The 17857-nt window shown below is 72.3% G+C and carries 14 protein-coding genes, 2 tRNA genes and 1 pseudogene; 10 read left to right on the forward strand and 7 right to left on the reverse strand.

Annotation, left to right across the window (positions count from 1 at the left end):
- Positions 1-29 precede the first annotated feature (29 nt).
- Positions 30-2828, forward strand: coding sequence for an ATP-binding protein (locus tag ACIRFH_RS01785; protein WP_403516576.1), 2799 nt, complete (start codon positions 30-32; stop codon positions 2826-2828).
- A gap of 65 nt (positions 2829-2893) precedes the next feature.
- Here the strand turns inward: ACIRFH_RS01785 and ACIRFH_RS01790 are convergent, their stop codons facing one another.
- The 3 genes and pseudogenes from ACIRFH_RS01790 to ACIRFH_RS01800 form a co-directional block, all read right to left on the reverse strand.
- Positions 2894-3346, reverse strand: coding sequence for an iron chaperone (locus ACIRFH_RS01790; protein ID WP_403516577.1), 453 nt, complete (start codon positions 3344-3346; stop codon positions 2894-2896).
- Between the two features lie 150 nt (positions 3347-3496).
- The gene (locus tag ACIRFH_RS01795; RefSeq protein ID WP_403516578.1) at positions 3497-4228 is read right to left on the reverse strand and encodes an aspartate/glutamate racemase family protein; all 732 of its coding nucleotides are present in this window, start codon (positions 4226-4228) and stop codon (positions 3497-3499) included.
- Positions 4225-4437: pseudogene (locus ACIRFH_RS01800) on the reverse strand (decarboxylase); the annotation flags it as partial. The pseudogene ACIRFH_RS01800 and the gene ACIRFH_RS01795, both read right to left, overlap by 4 nt.
- A gap of 190 nt (positions 4438-4627) precedes the next feature.
- Here ACIRFH_RS01800 and ehuB point away from each other — a divergent pair.
- The 6 genes from ehuB (at position 4628) to ACIRFH_RS01830 (ending at position 9031) form a co-directional block, all read left to right on the forward strand.
- On the forward strand, positions 4628-5557 hold the full coding sequence (gene ehuB / locus ACIRFH_RS01805; RefSeq protein ID WP_403516579.1) for an ectoine/hydroxyectoine ABC transporter substrate-binding protein EhuB: 930 nt from the start codon (positions 4628-4630) through the stop codon (positions 5555-5557).
- The gene (gene ehuC, locus ACIRFH_RS01810) at positions 5554-6258 is read left to right on the forward strand and encodes an ectoine/hydroxyectoine ABC transporter permease subunit EhuC (RefSeq protein WP_403516580.1); all 705 of its coding nucleotides are present in this window, start codon (positions 5554-5556) and stop codon (positions 6256-6258) included. The genes ehuB and ehuC overlap by 4 nt, the downstream gene beginning before the upstream one ends.
- The gene (gene ehuD, locus ACIRFH_RS01815) at positions 6255-6905 is read left to right on the forward strand and encodes an ectoine/hydroxyectoine ABC transporter permease subunit EhuD (RefSeq protein ID WP_403516581.1); all 651 of its coding nucleotides are present in this window, start codon (positions 6255-6257) and stop codon (positions 6903-6905) included. The genes ehuC and ehuD overlap by 4 nt, the downstream gene beginning before the upstream one ends.
- Positions 6895-7680 (forward strand): amino acid ABC transporter ATP-binding protein, encoded by a 786-nt coding sequence (locus tag ACIRFH_RS01820; protein ID WP_403516582.1) that lies wholly within the window; start codon positions 6895-6897, stop codon positions 7678-7680. The genes ehuD and ACIRFH_RS01820 overlap by 11 nt, the downstream gene beginning before the upstream one ends.
- A gap of 193 nt (positions 7681-7873) precedes the next feature.
- Positions 7874-8632, forward strand: coding sequence for an IclR family transcriptional regulator (locus ACIRFH_RS01825; RefSeq protein WP_403516583.1), 759 nt, complete (start codon positions 7874-7876; stop codon positions 8630-8632).
- A 325-nt stretch (positions 8633-8957) separates the two neighbouring features.
- Positions 8958-9031: transfer RNA gene (locus ACIRFH_RS01830), tRNA-Lys, on the forward strand.
- Between the two features lie 45 nt (positions 9032-9076).
- Here the strand turns inward: ACIRFH_RS01830 and ACIRFH_RS01835 are convergent.
- The 3 genes from ACIRFH_RS01835 to ACIRFH_RS01845 all read right to left on the reverse strand — a co-directional run bounded on the left by ACIRFH_RS01835 (position 9077) and on the right by ACIRFH_RS01845 (position 12202).
- Positions 9077-9682, reverse strand: a complete 606-nt coding sequence (locus ACIRFH_RS01835; protein WP_403516584.1) for a lytic polysaccharide monooxygenase — start codon at positions 9680-9682, stop codon at positions 9077-9079.
- Between the two features lie 138 nt (positions 9683-9820).
- Entirely contained in the window at positions 9821-10900 is a 1080-nt protein-coding gene (locus ACIRFH_RS01840) for an SPFH domain-containing protein (RefSeq protein WP_403516585.1), read from the reverse strand.
- A gap of 249 nt (positions 10901-11149) precedes the next feature.
- Entirely contained in the window at positions 11150-12202 is a 1053-nt protein-coding gene (locus tag ACIRFH_RS01845; RefSeq protein ID WP_403516586.1) for a peptidoglycan-binding protein, read from the reverse strand.
- Between the two features lie 198 nt (positions 12203-12400).
- On the opposite strand from ACIRFH_RS01845, the gene ACIRFH_RS01850 reads away from it, so the two are divergent.
- From ACIRFH_RS01850 to ACIRFH_RS01860, 3 genes are all read left to right on the forward strand, one after another.
- A tRNA-Lys gene (locus tag ACIRFH_RS01850) sits at positions 12401-12474 on the forward strand.
- 281 nt (positions 12475-12755) lie between these two features.
- On the forward strand, positions 12756-14807 hold the full coding sequence (locus ACIRFH_RS01855) for a glycosyltransferase family 2 protein (protein ID WP_403516587.1): 2052 nt from the start codon (positions 12756-12758) through the stop codon (positions 14805-14807).
- Positions 14804-16741 carry a galactose oxidase-like domain-containing protein gene (locus tag ACIRFH_RS01860; protein ID WP_403516588.1) on the forward strand — a complete coding sequence of 646 codons (1938 nt, stop codon included), beginning with the start codon at positions 14804-14806 and terminating at the stop codon, positions 16739-16741. The genes ACIRFH_RS01855 and ACIRFH_RS01860 overlap by 4 nt, the downstream gene beginning before the upstream one ends.
- Before the next feature lie 73 nt (positions 16742-16814).
- Here ACIRFH_RS01860 and ACIRFH_RS01865 read toward each other — a convergent pair whose 3' ends face one another.
- Positions 16815-17849 carry a glycoside hydrolase family 6 protein gene (locus ACIRFH_RS01865; protein WP_403516589.1) on the reverse strand — a complete coding sequence of 345 codons (1035 nt, stop codon included), beginning with the start codon at positions 17847-17849 and terminating at the stop codon, positions 16815-16817.
- Positions 17850-17857 lie beyond the last annotated feature (8 nt).

Consider the following 17857-nt stretch of genomic DNA (forward strand, 5'->3'; position numbering starts at 1 on the left):
ACGGTGAACCGCCCACGGATAATGGCCCGGTGACCAGTCCAGGGATATCGGCGCGGGAAGCGGAAGTGCTCGCGCTGCTCGGAGAGCACCTCAGCAACGCGGAGATCGCGGCCCGGCTGGTCCTCTCCGTGCGCACCGTCGAGTCGCACGTCTCCTCGTTGCTGCGGAAGTTGGGGGTGCCGGACCGGCGGGCGCTCGCCCGGCACGCGGCCGAGGTGGCGCGGGCCGAGCGGTCGCGTTCGGCGCCCGCCCTGCCGGCGCCGTTGACGGCGTTCGTCGGCCGGGTGCGGGAGCGCGGGGAGCTCGCCGAGGCGGTGAAGACGCACCGGCTGGTGACCGTGACCGGTCCGGGCGGGGTCGGCAAGACGCGTCTCGCGCTGGCGGTGGCGGCGGACCTGGCCGGTGACTTCGCGGACGGGGTGTGGTTCGTCGACCTCGTCCCGGTGACCGAGCCGGACCGGGTGGGGGCGGCGGTCGCGGCGGCCGTGGGCGTGGGCGAGCAGCCCGGGCGCGGCGTGGACGACGCGGTGCCGGCCGCGCTGGCGGACCACCGGGCGCTGCTGGTGCTGGACAACTGCGAGCAGGTGCGCGACGGGGTGGCGCCGTTCCTGGAGCGGCTGCTCGCGGCCTGCCCGGAGCTGCGGGTGCTCGTGACGAGCCGGGCCCGGCTGATGGTGCCGTTCGAGCGGGTGCTGCCGGTTCCGCCGCTGTCCGTGGAGGGCGGTGACGCGTCGGACGCGGTGGCGCTGTTCATGGACCGGGCCGCCGCCGTCGGCCAGCCGCCCGGCCCCGCGGCGGGCGACGGGGTCGTGGCCGTCTGCGAACGGCTCGGCGGCATGGCGCTGGCGATCGAGCTGGCCGCGGCGCGCTGGTCCACGCTCGGCCTGGACGGCCTGACCGCCGGTCTCTCCGACCCGCTGCGGATCCTCACCGGCGGGCCCCGCGCGGACGGCCGGCACCAATCGCTGCGGGCGGTACTGGACTGGAGCCACGACCTGCTGGACCCGTGGGACCAGGCGCTGCTGCGCCGGGTGTCGGTGTTCGTCGCGCCGTTCACCGCCGAGGCGGCCGCCGAGGTCGCCGGATTCGATCCGCCGGATCCCGCCGCGGTGGTCGACGGGCTCGGCAGGCTCGCCGAACAGAGTCTGCTCACCGTGACGCCGACGGCGACCGGCACCCGCTACCAGGCGCTGGAGACCATCCGCCAGTACGGGACCGAGCGGCTCGCCGGCGCCGGTGAGCTGACCGGGGTCCGCGCCCGCCACCTGCGCTGGTGCCTGACCGCCGCGACCGCCCTGGAGGACACGTCGGGCACCGGCTGGCGGGCCCGGTTCGACGCGCTGGCGGACGACCTGCGGGCCGCCCTCTCCTGGGCCGCCGGCCTGCCCGGGCGGCGCGCGGACGCGTACCGCCTCGCCGTGTCGCTGGCCGGCCTCGCCTTCTCCCGCACCCTGCTCGGCGAGGCCCAGCAGCGCCACGAGCAGGCCGCCGCCCTCGCCGCCGACGACGGCGCGCGGGCCGAGGCGCTGCGGCAGGCCGCCGCGGTGGCCGGGTGCCGCAGGCTCGGCGACGACATGTACCGGCTGCACCGCGCCGCCGCCGATGCCGCCCACCGGGCCGGGGACGACGCGGGCGCGTGCCGCGACCTGGCGGCGGCGGCCACCGTCGCGTACCGCTTCTCCTCCCTGTTCGAGCGGATCCCGCCCGTGGCGGAGGCGGCGGCCCTCCTCACGCGGGCGCGGGGACTGGCCGACGGGGCCCCGGCCACCGAGGCGGCCGTCGCGCTGGCCGAGGCGGCGGTGCTCTGCGACGCGTACGGCGCGCTCCAGGGCGCCGCGGAGAACACCGCGGAGGACACGGTCGTACGCGCCGAACGAGCCGTCGCGCTGGCCCGGCGCACGGGCGACCCGGTGGCGGAGTCCGCCGCCCTCGACGCGCTGTCCGGCGCCCGGAGCTGGGCCGGTGACGCCTTCGCCGTCGCGGCGGCCGCCCGGCGCCGCGTGGACGTCCTCGCTCCCGTCGCGCCGAGTCCCGCCCGGACGCACGAGGCGCTGGACGCCCTCGCCATGGCCGCCGGCACCGCCCTCGGCGTGGGGGAACTGCGGGACGCCCGGCGGTGGGGCCGGCAGCTCGCCGGCCACCCGCTGCTGGCCGAGGCGGGCCACCACGCCACGGCCTGGCTGCTGGTCGCGGACGCGTTCGCCGGGCACGCCGACGAGGTGACCGGCCACAGCGCGCGGTTCCTGGACGCCTGGGAGCACAGTGGCCGCCGGCCGTCGCTGTCCCTGGGCGCCGCGGCCGCGTCGGTCGCCATGGTCCACGGCCTGCGCGGCGACCACGAGGCCCGGGCGGCCTGGCTCGCGGTCGTCGGCCGGGTGGACACGGCGCCGGAGCAGCACCGTCTCGGTTACGGCGCGGTCTTCGACGCCGTGGTCCTGCTCCACCACGGGGACGCCGACGCGGCCCTGGAGCGGCTCGCCCCGGAGCCCGACGAGGTGTGGAAATGGGTGTGCTGGATCTGGCTGCACTGGTACGTGGCCCTCAGGGCGGAGGCGGCGGTGCTCGCCGGACATCCGGAGGCCCGGGCCCGCGTCGAGGCCGCGCGGAAGGTGGTCGCCGGCAATCCGGTCGCCACCGCCCAGCTGGACCGCGCGCGGGCGCTGCTCGACGGTGACCTGCCGGGGCAGCTCGCCGCCGCGGCGGCGTTCGACGCGGCCGGCTGCCCCTACCAGTCGGCGCGCACCCTGCTGCTCGCCGGGGGCGAACACGCCGCCGCCGGCGAGGCCGCGCTCGCCGGGCTGGGGCTCGCGGCCCGGCCCGTCCGGTAGCCGGGGGGCGCCACCGGCGGGGCGGGCCCGCGTCGTCGGCCCGCCCGTCCACCGGCCGCGCGGCCTCAGCTCACCGCCTGCTTCACGAGGGCCGCGATCCGCTCCTCCACCTCGGGCGTCGCCTCGGTCAGGGCGAAGGCGGTCGGCCACATCGCGCCCTCGTCCAGCTTCGCCGGGTCGTTGAAGCCGAGCGTCGCGTAGCGCGCCTTGAACTTCGCCGCGCTCTGGAAGAAGCAGACGACCTTGCCGTCCAGCGCGTAGGCCGGCATCCCGTACCAGAGCTTCGGCGCGAGCTGGGGAGCGGTGGCCGTGACGACGGCGTGGACGCGCTCGGCCATGACGCGGTCGGAGTCCTGCATCTCGGCGATCTTCGCGAGGAGGTCCCGCTCGGCCTCCGCCGCCTTGTCCGCCTTCGAGCCGCGACGCGCGGCCTTCTTCTGCTCCTGGGCGTGGTCCTTCATCGCGGCCCGCTCCTCGGCCGTGAAACCCTCGTACGTGCTGTCGCCGGTGGTGGTCATGGTCCCTCCCGTGGTCGTGGTTCCCATCGGCCGGTGTGCCGTGCCGGTTCCGGCCGCTGTGATCACATCCTTTCGCCGCCGGGGCGCGCACGCCTCCGTATCGACCACGGAAAGCACCACGGGAACATCACGGAAGCACCCCGGGACGTCTCACGCCTGGATCACCGGCTCCCGCGTGAACAGCGCCCCGAGTTCCGGTGCGTTGACCCGCCGGTCGGCCAGCCGCAGCCCCTCCCAGACGGTGACCTGGCTGGCGGTGAGGAGCGGCTTGCCCAGCTCCTTCTCCAGGACCGGGATGTGCGCCGCCGTGTGCAGGGCGGTGCCGGGCAGGAGGACGGCCTCCGCGTCCGGGTGGTCGGCCGCGCGGGCCAGCGCCAGCACCTCGGTCTCGGTCCAGGTGCCGGCCTCCGCGGCCGTGACGACGCCGGAGCCGGCGACGGAGACGGTCTCCAGGCCGCCGGTGCGCAGGAAGTCCGCGAACAGCCGGGCCACGTCCTCCGGGTACGTCGTGCCGATCGCGACCCGGCGCAGCCCGAGCTCCTTCGCCGCGTGCACGAAGGCGAAGGAGGTGGAGGAGGCCGGCAGGCCCGCCGTCCGGGCCAGGAACCGCACCTGCTCCTGGGCGCCCTCCCAGCCGTGCACGAAGCCGCCGCTGGTGCAGGCCCACACCACGGCGTCGGCGCCGGCCAGGCGCAGTTCCGCCGTGCTCTCCTCGAGCTGCCGCGGCGAGCCCATCTCGCGCAGGGCGTCCACGCGGTGCGCGTCCCCGCCGGTGTCGGTGTGCACCAGGTCCACTCGGATGTCGCTGCCCAGGAGCTGCTCGATGCGTGGGTAGTCGTCCTCGCCGGAGTGTCCCGGGTACAGGAATCCCAGTGCTGTCATGTCCACCCTTCCCGCTGCTGTTCCGTGCCAGGAACTTCCGGAGTCTCTGGAAGTACGGGACCGGCCGGCCCCGGCACCGTGGGGCCGGTCCGCGCCGCCGGGTCGGTCGGCGCCCGGTACGGCCCCACGGCACGGGTACCCAGTCGGCGCGGTGCCGCCCCCACCGTCACCGGGTTGGCCGAGATCACCGGGGTGCGCGGCCCGGCCTCCGGCCGGCGCGTCCGGCAGCGTGCCCGAGGCGGCGCCGGAGGGGACCGCGCCGCCCAGGTCGTCGTCCCGCGCCGGCCATCCGGGCGGGGTCCGGGCCGGTCCCGTCGGGCACGCGGGGGGGCGTCGGGCCGTCGTACCGGGCCGAAAAAGACCGGCATAACCTTCGGGGGTTCGGGTAGCCGCGCGCCCATGGCTCCACCACACAGAACCCCTCCATGGGGCATATCCGTCCGAAGGCCCGGGAGTTCGGGGCCCACTCGCCGATCGCTGCTCGCGGGGGCAGCGGCGCTCGGCGCACTGGGAGCCACCGGCTGCTCGCGGGTCGCGACCGCGTCGAACGTGAAGGGCGGCGACCTGCTCGACCGGCTCAGGGCCCAGGGCGTGGTCCGGCTCGGCATCGCGGGCGAGATCCCCTTCGGGTACATCGACAGGAACGGTGAGCTGACCGGCGAGGCGCCGGAGCTGGCGAAGGTCGTCTTCAAGCGGCTCGGGGTGGACCGGGTGCAGCCGGTGCCGACGGAGTTCGGCTCCCTCGTCCCGGGGCTGGCGTCGCAGCAGTTCGACGTCGTGGCGGCCGGGATGTACATCAACCCGGACCGCTGCGAGCAGGTCGTCTTCTCCGACCCCGACTACCAGATGCTCGACTCCTTCATCGTGCGCAAGGGCAACCCGCTCGGCCTGCGCGACTACAAGGACGTCGTCGAGAAGAAGGCCAGGTTCGCGACCGGCACCGGGTACGCCGAGATCCAGTACGCGGTCGAGGCCGGGTACGAGGAGCGCGACATCCTGATCGTGCCCGACCAGGTGGCCGGCCTCAACGCCGTCGAGGCCGGGCGCGTGGACGTGTTCGCGGGAACGGCGCTGACCACCCGCGAGGTGGTGAAGAAGTCCTCGAAGGCCGAGGCGACCGAGGCGTTCAAGCCGGTCGTCGACGGCGAACCGCACGTCGACGGGGGCGGTTTCGCCTTCCGGCCGACCGAGACCAACCTGCGGGACGCCTTCAACGTCGAGCTCCACAAGCTCAAGAAGAGCGGTGAACTGCTCCGCATCCTCAGGCCGTTCGGGTTCACCGAGGACGAGATGACCGATCTGACCGCGAAGGAGCTGTGCGGCGGATGACGTCCGGACTGTGGGAACTCGTACTGAGGGGCGTCTGGGTCACCGTCCAACTGCTCTTCCTCAGCGCCCTGCTGGCGACGGCCGTCTCCTTCGTGGCCGGCGTCGCGCGCACCCACCGGCTGTGGATCGTCCGCTTCCTCGCGGGCTTCTACACCGAGGTGTTCCGCGGCACCTCCGCGCTGGTGATGATCTTCTGGGTGTTCTTCGTGCTGCCGCCGGCCTTCGGCTGGCAGCTGGTGCCGATGTGGGCGGGCACGCTGGCGCTGGGCCTGACCTACGGGGCGTACGGCGCCGAGATCGTGCGCGGCGCGCTCGCGGCGGTGGACCCGGCGCAGAAGGAGGGCGGCATCGCCCTCGGCTTCACGCCCTGGCAGCGGATGCGGCTGATCCTGCTGCCGCAGGCGGTGCCGGAGATGATCCCGCCCTTCTCCAACCTGCTGGTCGAGCTGCTCAAGGGCACCGCCCTGGTGTCCGTCATGGGCATGGGCGACCTGGCGTTCAGCGGCAATCTGGTGCGCCTGGCGCTCCAGGAGAGCGCGGAGATCTACACGTACGTCCTGCTGATCTACTTCGTGATCGCGTTCCTGCTCACGCGGGGGATGCGCGGTCTGGAGAAGAAGCTGAAGGCGGGCGTCGGCGAGGCGGTGCCGAAGCGCGGCGCCGTCACCGCCGAACCGGCCGGGACCGGGGGTGTCCGATGACATGGGACTGGAACGCGGTCTCCGCGTTCATGCCGCACTTCTGGGACGGCCTGCTGGTCACCCTGCGGATCCTGGTGCTCGGCTCGCTGATCTCCTTCGTGCTGGGTCTGGTGTGGGCGCTGCTGATGCGGCTGCCGTCCCGCTGGGTGACCTGGCCGGTCGGGGTCGTCACGGAGTTCGTGCGCAACACCCCGCTGCTGGTGCAGCTGTTCTTCCTCTTCTACGTGCTGCCCGAGTGGGGCGTGACCGCCTCGGCGCTGACCACCGGCGTGATCGGCATCGGCCTGCACTACTCGACGTACACGATGCAGGTCTACCGGGCCGGCATCGAGGCGGTGCCGGCCGGCCAGTGGGAGGCCGCGACGGCGCTGAACCTGCCGCTCGGCCGGACGTGGACCGCGGTGATCCTGCCGCAGGCCGTCCGCCGGGTGGTGCCCGCCCTCGGCAACTACGTGATCTCGATGCTGAAGGACACGCCGCTGCTGATGGCGATCACGGTGCTGGAGATGCTCGGTGAGGCACGGCTGTTCTCCCAGCAGAACTTCCAGTTCACCGAACCCCTGACGGTGATCGGCGTGGCCTTCGTCATCGTCTCCTACCTGGCCTCCCTTGCCCTGCGAGCCCTGGAGCGACGCCTTGCCCACTGACACCCTCCCCCATCCCGGGAAGAGCCCCGAGCGCAGCGACGGCGAGCTGATCCGCCTGGAGCGGGTCACCAAGCGGTTCGGGGACAACACCGTCCTCGACCACCTCGACTTCACCGTCGACGCCGGCAAGCACGTCACCCTGATCGGCCCGTCCGGGTCGGGCAAGACGACGATCCTGCGGCTGCTGATGACCCTGATCGAGCCCGACGAGGGCACGATCACCGTGGACGGGAAGAGGCTCTTCCCGGCGAGCGGGAAGGAGCGGCGCGAGGCCCGCAAGCAGATCGGGATGGTGTTCCAGCAGTTCAACCTGTTCCCGAACATGAGCGTGCTGCGCAACATCACCGAGGCACCGGTCACCGTGCTCGGCATGGCCAAGGACGAGGCGGCGGAGCGCGCCAGGGGCCTGCTCGACCTGGTGGGCCTGGCCGACAAGTGCGACGCCCGCCCGGCCCAGCTCTCCGGCGGCCAGCAGCAGCGGGTGGCGATCGCCCGGGCGCTGGCGATGCGGCCCAAGGTGCTGCTGCTGGACGAGGTGACCTCCGCGCTGGACCCGGAGCTGGTCGCGGGCGTCCTCGACCTGCTGCGGGACATCGCGCGCAGCACCGACATCACCATGCTGTGCGTGACCCACGAGATGAACTTCGCCCGGGACATCTCGGACCAGGTCCTGATGTTCGACTCGGGCCGGGTCATCGAGGCCGGTGCGCCGGAGAAGATCTTCAGCGAGCCGGAGCACGACCGGACCCGGGAATTTCTCAGCGCGGTGCTGTGACGGCGGGCGTGCCCCGACGTCCGAGGTCGGGACGCCGGGGCACGCCACTGGCATATGCCAGAGTGCCAACGCCGCAGCCGGGGGCGCCGGAATCTCCTCAACGCCCCCTCACGGAAAGCTCTTCGGCGACTATCGTGAAGGTGACCCGCTGTCCGGACCAGGGCCTTCGAAGCGAGCGCAGGGGGAGACCGCCGTGGCGCTGCAGCACAAGCCGACCGCGCCGCACCACTCGGTCCAGGACGCGCTGCGCGCCCTGGAGACGGTGGCGCGGCACAGCACCGGAATCACCGACAGGGAACTCGCCCGGCACTCCGGCCTCGGCCGGGAGCGGCTGACCCGGCTCCTGCCCATGCTGCGCCACGAGGGCTACGTCGAGCAGACCGCCGACGGCGCCTACGTCACGGGCGCGGCCCTGGCCCGCCTGGGCGCGGCGCACGGCCGTGAGGAGGCCCTGCGCGACACGCTCCAGCGCACCCTGGACCGGCTGCGCGACTCGGTGGGCGCCGCCGTCTACCTCGGCCGGTACGTCGACGGCGAGGCCGACATCGTCCAGTACGCCGACGGCCCCGCCGCGCCGCGGGTGCACGAGTGGGTGGACTTCCGCGTCGCGGCGCACGCCACCGCGGCCGGCAAGAGTCTGCTGTCCCAGCTGGACCACGCGGGCCGGCGCGACCACCTCGCCCGGCACGGGACGGTCCGGCTGACCTCGCGCACGATCACCAGCGACCGTCTGCTGCTGTCCCGCCTGGAGTCGCAGCCGCCCACCATGCCCGTCCTCGACCTCCAGGAGTACGCGGTGGGCACGGTCTGCGCGGCCGTCCCGCTGACGGCCGGCTCCGTCGCGGGCTGCCTGGCCCTGTCCCTCCCCGTCGAGCACGCGCACCGGCTGCGGCGGGCCGCGGACGTCCTGAACCGGAGCGCGGCGCGGGTCCTGCTGTCGCTGGCGATCTAGTGCCGCGGCAGGCGACGTTCGCCCGGTGAGGAGCGGCGTCCGGTGCGTGCTCCGGGGGTTCCCCCGGCCGGAGGCCGGGAAAGTGCCGGCCGGAGGCCGGGGAAGTGCCGACCGGAAGTCCTCGCACTGGACGTACGCGGGCTTCCGGCCGGTGCGGCGAGTGGGGGCACCCCCTCCGGGGGAGCGTGCCGGGCGCCGCGACGGGGCGAACGTCGCCTGGTGCGGCACTAGGCCCTGCCCGTGCGGCGGGTGGTCGTGAGCACCCCTTCGGACCAGGTAGTATTTTCGTCGTCGCCGACCGCGGGAAGCGGAAGGCGGGAGTCATGCGCCGCTAGCTCAGTTGGTTAGAGCAGCTGACTCTTAATCAGCGGGTCCGGGGTTCGAGTCCCTGGCGGCGCACAGAAGAGGGCCCCTCGCACACGCGAGGGGCCCTCCTTCGTTCGTTCAGAAGGTCACGTCCGAGCAGGCGTAGAACGCGTTGCCCGTGTCGGCGACCGTCCACACCGACAGGATCACGTGGTGCCCGCTCAGCCCGGACGGCAGGGTGCCGCTGTGGGAGAGCGTGGCCGGCGGCTGCTTGCCGCCGTAGGGCACCGTGAAGAACGGCGTGAGGTTCAGGTCGGACCGGGACAGGGCGTGGTCCTGGTTCCAGCCCGGCTTGGTGACGTAGTACCGGAAGTCGGTCGTGGCGTGCCGGGCGGTGAACTGCCAGCGGAAGGTGTAGCTCTGCCCGCCGTTCACCTTGGTGGTCGGCCACGCCCGGCCGTCGGGCTGCCGGGGCGCGTCGAGCGGGGCGAACGACCCGTTCCCCGCGGAGCAGATCTTCCCGTCGGCCGGACCGGCGGCCGGGAAGCCCTTGGGCCCCTCGACGCTCTGCGGCTCCCACTGGATGGAGCCGCAGCCGGTGACGGTGCCGTTCTGGCACACCTTCTGCCGGCTGACGGGGAGGTCGGTGTAGCCGTGGCCGCTGGCACCGCCGGACGAGAGCACGAGGGCTCCGGTGGTCGCGATGCCCAGCGCCGCGGCGGACAGCTTGGTCCTGGTGCGCATACTGCTTCTCCTGTGACGTGGGGGAAGTGCAGCGAGCATTTCTTGGTCTAGACCAAGTCACAGGTTATGACCGCCGGTTGAACATGTCCATACCAATCGAAGAACCCGGTACGACCCCGTTCACACCTCTGGTCCCGCTCACACCCCCGGCTCCGCCCGTCCCGCGCAGAACGCCACCGTCAGGTCCTTCACCAGCACCTTGCGCTCGTAGTCGTCCAGCTCCACCAGCCCCCGCATCGTCAGTCGGGTCACCGTGTCCTCCACCGAGTCCACGACCGAGGTGAGCACGCTCGCCCGCTGCGCCGCGTCCAGCGCGGCGATCCGGCGCCGGTGCATCGCGGCGGCCACCTCCGGGGCGTACTCCACCCGGGCCGGCCGCACCGAGAACACCTCCAGGCCGACCGGCGCCGCGTCCGCCGCCACCAGCCGGGTCAGCGTCTCCCCCGCCACGTCCGCCGCGCCGCGGACCGTGCCCGCCGGCTCCACCGGCACCCGGGCCAGCGCCGCCTCGACGCACTCGCGCAGGTACGCCTCGTGGTCCTCGACGCCCAGCGTGGCCCGCACGGTGTCCCGCACCCGCCACACCACCAGCGTCACCGTCCGCAGGGGGACCCCGTTGCCGTCGGCGGCGGGCATCGGCTCGCTGCGCCAGTGCCGCAGCCGCACGTCGACCCGGCGGCGCAGGAACAGCGGGTTCACCCACATCAGGCCGGTGCGCCGGACGGTCCCCCGGTAGCGGCCGAACAGACCGAGCACCCATGCCTGCCCGGTCCGGCCCCGGGCCAGCCCGCCGAAGCCGAACAGCCCCAGCGCCCCGGCGGCCGCGTACGCCGCCCACTGCGCGGGACCGAGCCCGGCGCCCGCCTGCGCCGGCAGCCCCAGCGCCTCGACGACGGACGGCGGCACGGTCCCGGCCCACCAGGAGGTGAGCGCACAGCCCACCACCCCGCAGACGCCCGCGGCCACGCCCGCCGTGCCGGGCAGCACCCGGGCCGGACGCTCCGACAGCTCCGGATCGACCGCGGCCACCGGCCGGGGCCGCGCCACGGTGGGGCGCCGCACCCGCGGCTGCTCCCCCGTGCCCTGCCGACTGCCGACGACCGCGGGCCGCAACGGCACCGGCGGCGTGGCGGGGTCGTCCCGGAACAGGAGGTGGACGGGGATCTCGGTGGTCGCCTCGTTGCGGATGAGCCGCGCGGGCCGACCCGCGCCCTCCACCGGCCCGTCGGGCCCAGGGGCCGGGACGGGAGCCGATGCCGATGCCGATGCCGATGCCGATGCCGGGACGGATACCGACGCCGACGCCGACGCCGGAACCGACGCCGATTCCGATGCGGGTGCCGATGCCGGACCCGGTGCCGGGGTGGACGAAGGTGTCGTCGAAGAGGTCGTACTCATGCGTGCTCCAGCCTCCGCGCCAGATGCGTCATGAACGGGTGATCACGAACGGTGACCCCGGGGGGCCGGTCACGAGAAGAGCCGTCGCCAGGTCTCCGGGCCCGGGTAGCCGTCCGCCGCGCCGCCGCGCCAGCCCTGGGCGCGCTGGAAGGCTTCGACGCCCCGCCGGTCCGCCTCGTCCCAGCGCGGCCCCGGTCCCCTCGTGCAGTACGTGCCGAATCCTTTCCTCATCAGCTGTTCGCCGAGCCGGGTGACGTACGGGTTGTCGGCGCCCGGGCGGAACATCGCCCGGCCCGGATAGCCGGGCACCCCGTGCGAGGCGGGCGGGGCGGACGTCCCCGGCCGGTCCGAGGCGGTGACGGGGGCCCCGCCCGCCGCGGACGCCGTGGCGTTCGTCACCCCCTTGTAGCGGTAGGGGAGGTACTTGGCGGAGTCGTTCCAGTAGGCGTAGGGCGTGGACCGCCTGCGGGTGTGCGGCGGGGTCTGCTCGTAGGCCGTGTAGGAGGTGTGCGCGTCGTTCGCCCAGCCGCCGAAGATCACCACGTGGGAGCCCTGCTGCGGGGCGGACGCGTTGTGGAACAGCAGGATGTCGCCGGGCTGGAGCTCCTCCTTGGTGATGCGGTCCGCGAAGGCGCCGAGGCTCCCGGTCCATTCGTTCGTGGGCAGTTTCCATGCCATCGACACATAGCCCGAGCAGTCCTGCCGGTAACCGTCGGACCAGAAGGAGGTCGCGCTGTAGGGGACCTTCGCCGTGACCCACTTCTCGGCCCGCTCGATGATGTCCGTACGGGTGATCGCGGGCAGCCGCGTACCGGCCGCGGGACCCGCGGGGCGGCCCGTCGGACCGTGCAGCGGGGCCCTGGTCCCCTGCGGGGTGTCGCTTTCCTCACCCGCCGGGACGCCGGGCCGGTGGGGCCCGTGGGCGGCCGGGGCCGCCGCCGCCTCGCCCGCGCCGAGGGCGGCGGTCGCGGTGGCGGCGGCCACGACGAGGACGCGGTGGGCGGCCGGATGGGCGAGGGCACGGCCGGCCGGGGCATGCGGCAGGACGCCGCGCCAGTGCCGGCAGCCGGGGCAGTCGCAGTCGCTCGCGGGATCGATGTCCTCGAATACCGGAGTCTCCATGCGATTCCCCTCACACTGCAGGTGAAAAAGTCCGCGGCGGCGTGCGCACGGGCGCACGGTGATCAGTCTCACAACTGTCTTGCCCGCGCGCATGTTGACGGCCCGAACGATGTACCCGGATGGCGCGCACGGGGGACGCCCGTCCGGCCGTGGTCCGGAGCACCCGTCGGCGTCGGGTAGAGTTGTCCAGGTCAGCAGGCGCCGCTAGCTCAGTTGGTTAGAGCAGCTGACTCTTAATCAGCGGGTCCGGGGTTCGAGTCCCTGGCGGCGCACAGACGGTCGAAGGCCCTCCGTACACACGGGGGGCCTTCGGCGTACCCGGGGTCCGGGCCCCTTGCGATCATGACGAACGCCGTAGAACTCTGGTCCGGTTGGGGGGACGGATGCCGAGGGGGGCATCATGCAACCGGGGGCCGCTGTCCTCTGTCTAGGTAAAGTGTGGATGCCGTGGTGACAGCAACCCACCATTGTGACGTCCGTGAAGGTCGAGGGGGACCCGGCGGACCAAGAAAGCGACGAAACGCGCGTTGACTCGCGTGTGGGGGGATGACTCATGACGTCGACGCCGACGGGCGCCGGGCAGGACCAGGACCCGTCTCAGACGACCCAGCTACGGGTGCCTTCGCACCGGAACTGGAACACCGGCACGTTCCGCCGGATACGCAAGGCGCTGCCGAAGTACGACTACGAGCACTACAGCCGGCTCGCGGGCCCCCTCACCCAGCCGGACCCGCACAAGCCGTACAAGGTGCAGTACCGCTCGCTGCTGTCGCAGGAGCCGCACCGCATCTGGGTCGCCCTGATGCTGGCCGGGGCCCCGCTGCTCTCGGTGGTGCTGCTGGTCTGGCTGCTCCAGCCCCAGCACTGGACGGAGCGCGACTACCCGGCCTTCGACTGGCTGCCGGCGCTCGACATGGTGATGCTCGTCTCGATCGGCCTCATCGAGCTCTTCCGCTGCCTGAACGTGCTGTCGAACGCGCACGCCACGCTGGTCGCCCGGGACCCCATACCCGTGGTGCCCGAGACCGGCACCCGCGTCGCCTTCCTCACCTCCTTCGTGCCCGGCAAGGAACCGCTGGAGATGGTCACGAAGACCCTGGAGGCGGCCGTCAAGATCCGCCACCGCGGTCTGATGCACGTCTGGCTCCTCGACGAGGGCGACGACCCCGAGGTGAAGGCGGTCTGCGAGCGCCTCGGCGTGCACCACTTCTCCCGCAAGGGCGTCGCCAAGTGGAACCAGGCCAAGGGCCCGCACCGCGCCAAGACCAAGCACGGCAACTACAACGCCTGGCTCGACGCGCACGGCGACGACTACGACTTCTTCGCCTCCGTCGACACCGACCACGTGCCGCTGCCCAACTACCTGGAGCGGATGCTCGGCTTCTTCCGCGACCCGGACGTCGGCTTCGTCATCGGCCCGCAGGTCTACGGCAACTACGACAACCCGATCACCAAGGCCGCCGAGTCCCAGCAGTTCCTCTTCCACGCGCTGATCCAGCGCGCGGGCAACCGCTACGGCGCGCCGATGTTCGTGGGCACCTCCAACGCGGTGCGCATCAAGGCGCTGAAGCAGATCGGCGGCCTGTACGACTCGATCACCGAGGACATGGCGACCGGCTTCGAGATCCACCGCCACAAGAACCCGGCCACGGGCCGCAAGTGGCGCTCGGTCTACACCCCGGACGTGCTCGCCGTCGGCGAGGGCCCGAACGCCTGGACGGACTTCTTCACCCAGCAGATGCGCTGGTCGCGGGGAACGTACGAGACGATCCTCAAGCAGTACTGGAAGGGCTGGTACTCGCTGCCGCCGAGCAAGCTCTTCAACTACACGATGATGATCATCTTCTACCCGATGTCGGCCCTGAACTGGATCCTGGCGGCGCTGAGCTGCGCCCTGTTCCTCGGCGCCGGCGCCTCGGGTGTGAACATCGACCCGGTGGTCTGGCTGATGCTCTACGGCAACGCCTCCGCCCTGCAGATCGGCCTGTACGTCTGGAACCGCCGCCACAACGTCTCGCCGCACGAGCCGGAGGGCTCCGGCGGTGTGGCCGGCATGGTGATGTCCGCGCTGTCGGCGCCGCTGTACGCGAAGGCGCTCATCGACTCCGTGCTGCGACGCAAGAGCAAGTTCGTGGTCACGCCCAAGGGCGACTCGGCGAGCCCGGACACCCTGTTCGGGACCTTCCGGTACCACTGGTACTTCATCCTCATCTTCGCCGGCTCGATCACCGCCGGCCTCGTCCTCGGCCACTCCCACCCCGCGATGATCATCTGGGCGACGTTCGCACTGCTGATCACCGCCTCGCCGATCTTCGCCTGGCGGCACTCCCTGCGGGAGGCGAGGAAGAAGCCCGCCTCGGCGGCTCCCGCGGAGCCGCCCGCCCGAAGCGAGGACGCGGCGCCCGCGGGGCCGTACCAGCCGCATCCGCTGCCCGCGCAGGACGCGTTCCACGGGACGCGGGACGCGCACGAAGCGCACGGGGCGCACGAAGCGCACGGGGCGCACGCGCCGCGGCAGAAGCCCAGCTGGGCCGCCTCCCCCGACGGGGACAGCGACCAGACCATGCAGATCGCCCTTGGTGGACTTGGGGGACGTAAGGAATGAAAGACCGTGCCGGCCGCCGCCGCGCCCGTCGCTTCGCGATAGGCACGGCGGTGGTAGTAGCGCTGGCCGGGATGAACGGGCCGTGGCTCTACCGCTTCGGAACCGAGAAATACCACCAGTACAAGATCAACAAGCCGGAGTACAAAGCCGCCAACGGCAAGTGGGAGATCATCGAGTTTCCCGAGAAGTACCGGCAGAACACCATCCACGCGGCGCTGCTGCGCACCGGCAAGGTGCTGCTCGTCGCGGGGTCGGGCAACAACCAGGACAACTTCGACGACAAGAAGTACGACACCCGGATCTGGGACCCGGTCAAGGGGACCATCAAGAAGGTGCCGACGCCCACCGACCTGTTCTGCACCGGCCACACCCAGCTCGCCAACGGCAACCTGCTGATCGCGGGCGGCACCAAGCGGTACGAGAAGCTCAAGGGCGACGTCACCAAGGCCGGCGGCCTGATGATCGTCCACAACGAGAACCCGGACAAGCCGATCACGCTGCCCGCGGGCACCACGTTCACCGGCAGGGGCAACGGCAAGACGTTCGTCTCCAAGGACCCGGTGCTGGTGCCGCGCGCCAAGAAGGTCTTCGACCCGGCGACCGGCAAGTTCCTGCGCAACGACCCGGGCCTCGGCCGGATCTACGTCGAGGCGGAGAAGAGCGGCGCCGAGTACGAGACGGGCACCGAGGACAACTACCGGATCCAGGGCCTGTCGGGCGCCGACGAGCGCAACACCTACGGCATCGCGCAGAAGCTCGCCCTCGACAAGAAGGACTTCCAGGGCATCCGGGACGCCTTCGAGTTCGACCCGGTCGCCGAGAAGTACATCAAGGTCGACCCGATGCACGAGGCCCGCTGGTACCCGACGCTCACCACCCTGAGCGACGGCAAGATCCTCAGCGTCTCCGGCCTCGACGACATCGGCCAGCTGGTCCCGGGCAAGAACGAGGTCTACGACCCGAAGACCAAGAAGTGGACCTACCTCGACAAGGTCCGCCAGTTCCCGACGTACCCGGCGCTGTTCCTGCTGCAGAACGGCAAGGTCTTCTACTCGGGTTCGAACGCCGGCTACGGCCCCGACGACGTCGGGCGCGACCCGGGCGTCTGGGACGTGGAGACCAACAAGTTCACCGAGATCCCCGGCATGAGCGACCCGAACATGCTGGAGACCTCGGGCACCGTGCTGCTGCCGCCGGCGCAGAACGAGAAGTACATGGTGATCGGCGGCGGCGGGGTCGGCGAGTCCAAGCTGGCCAGCGAGAAGACCCGGATCGTCGATCTCAAGTCCGACGACCCGAAGTTCGTGGACGGGCCGTCGCTGGAGAAGGGCACGCGCTACCCGCAGGCCTCGATCCTGCCCGACGACACCGTGCTGGTCTCCGGCGGCTCGGAGGACTACCGGGGCCGCGGCGACTCCAACATCCTCCAGGCGCGGCTCTACCACCCGGACACCAACACGTTCCAGCGGGTCGCCGACCCGCTGGTGGGCCGCAACTACCACTCGGGCTCGATCCTGCTGCCCGACGGGCGCCTGATGTTCTTCGGCTCCGACTCGCTGTACGCCGACAAGGCCAACACCAAGCCGGGCAAGTTCGAGCAGCGCATCGAGATCTACACGCCGCCGTACCTGTACCGGGACTCGCGGCCCGACCTGTCGGGCGGCCCGCAGACCATCGCGCGCGGCGAGTCGGGGACGTTCACCTCGCGGGCGGCCTCGACGGTCAAGAAGGTGCGGCTGATCCGGCCGAGCGCCTCGACGCACGTCACGGACGTCGACCAGCGGTCCATCGCCCTGGACTTCAAGGCGGACGGGGACAAGCTGACGGTGACCGTGCCGGAGGGCAGGAACCTGGTGCAGTCGGGGTGGTACATGCTGTTCGCCACCGACGGTGAGGGAACGCCGTCCAAGGCGCAGTGGGTGCACGTGCCGTAGCGCTCGTACGGGGTGTCAGCAGGGGCGCGGGAGCGCTGTGGCCGGCCACAGCGCTCCCGCGCCCCTGCTTCTCCTACTTCTCCGAGCCCTGCGCCAGTTTCAGGGCGTACTCGGTCCACCAGGCGCCGGCCTTCGGGCCGCCCTTGCACTCGCCGTCCGACTCGCCGGGGCGCTTGACCCAGAGGTAGGCGTCGACCAGGGGGTCGGCCGTCCTGGTGGTCGGCGTCTCGCCGAGGGCGCGGCCCGGCGGGTTGCACCAGCGCTCGTCCGCGGCGCCCTCGGTGTAGGGGCCGTTGCCGTTGCGGCTGGTGTCGATGACGAAGTGCTTGCCGCCCACCTTGGCGGAGAGCTGCTTGCCGTAGGCGATGGAGTCCTCGGTGGTGTAGAAGTTCGACACGTTGACCGCGAAGCCGTCGGCCTGGTCGATGCCGGCCCACTTCAGCGGCTCGAAGATCTGGTCGGGGTGGCCCCAGCCGGCGTTGCCCGCGTCCAGGTAGACCTTGGTGTTCTTCAGCGCCGTGAGCTTGGCTATGGCGCCCTTGAGGAGGTCGTAGCGCTCCTCGTGGAACTCGTCCGGCGTGCAGCCGTCGACCAGGTGGAGCACCGCGTCCGGTTCCAGGACGACCGTGGCGGCACGGTCGCCGATGCCCTTGGCCACGCCGTCGATGAACGCGCGGTAGCTGTCGCCGTCGGCGGCGCCGCCCTGCGAGTACTGGCCGCAGTCACGGTGCGGGATGTTGTAGAGGACGAGCAGCGCGGTGCGCCCGGCCTTGTCGGCGGCCTCGGTGAAGCCGCGGGCCTGCTCCTCCGGGTTCTCCGGGCTGATCCACTCGCCGGTCGGCTGCTGGGCGATCTTGCGGATCCGGGCGGCCTCGTCCTTCTTCCCGGCCTTCTCCAGGTGCGCGACCTGCTCGGCCGCGTGACTGTCCGGATTGACCCAGAACGGGTCGGCCTCCTTGGGCTGCTGGGTGATCCCGGCCGCCGCGTCCTTCTTCTCGTCCCCGCCCTCACCGGACGAGGAGCACCCCGTGATCAGCAGTGCCGCCCCCAGCACCGCCGCGGACGCCCGCCTCGCGGTCGTCGTTCCGACCCCCCTGCTGCCGTACATCCAGCCCC

The organism is Streptomyces sp. NPDC093586, from assembly GCF_044764905.1.
Lineage (GTDB): Bacteria > Actinomycetota > Actinomycetes > Streptomycetales > Streptomycetaceae > Streptomyces.

Excerpts from the sequence above, each read along its gene's own strand:
- ACIRFH_RS01790 (WP_403516577.1), bottom strand. The coding sequence starts at position 3,346 with ATGACCACCACCGGCGACAGCACGTACGAGGGTTTCACGGCCGAGGAG.
- ACIRFH_RS01795 (WP_403516578.1), bottom strand. The coding sequence starts at position 4,228 with ATGACAGCACTGGGATTCCTGTACCCGGGACACTCCGGCGAGGACGAC.
- ehuB (WP_403516579.1), top strand. The coding sequence starts at position 4,628 with ATGGCTCCACCACACAGAACCCCTCCATGGGGCATATCCGTCCGAAGG.
- ehuC (WP_403516580.1), top strand. The coding sequence starts at position 5,554 with ATGACGTCCGGACTGTGGGAACTCGTACTGAGGGGCGTCTGGGTCACC.
- ehuD (WP_403516581.1), top strand. The coding sequence starts at position 6,255 with ATGACATGGGACTGGAACGCGGTCTCCGCGTTCATGCCGCACTTCTGG.
- ACIRFH_RS01835 (WP_403516584.1), bottom strand. The coding sequence starts at position 9,682 with ATGCGCACCAGGACCAAGCTGTCCGCCGCGGCGCTGGGCATCGCGACC.
- ACIRFH_RS01845 (WP_403516586.1), bottom strand. The coding sequence starts at position 12,202 with ATGGAGACTCCGGTATTCGAGGACATCGATCCCGCGAGCGACTGCGAC.
- ACIRFH_RS01855 (WP_403516587.1), top strand. The coding sequence starts at position 12,756 with ATGACGTCGACGCCGACGGGCGCCGGGCAGGACCAGGACCCGTCTCAG.
- ACIRFH_RS01860 (WP_403516588.1), top strand. The coding sequence starts at position 14,804 with ATGAAAGACCGTGCCGGCCGCCGCCGCGCCCGTCGCTTCGCGATAGGC.
- ACIRFH_RS01865 (WP_403516589.1), bottom strand. The coding sequence starts at position 17,849 with ATGTACGGCAGCAGGGGGGTCGGAACGACGACCGCGAGGCGGGCGTCC.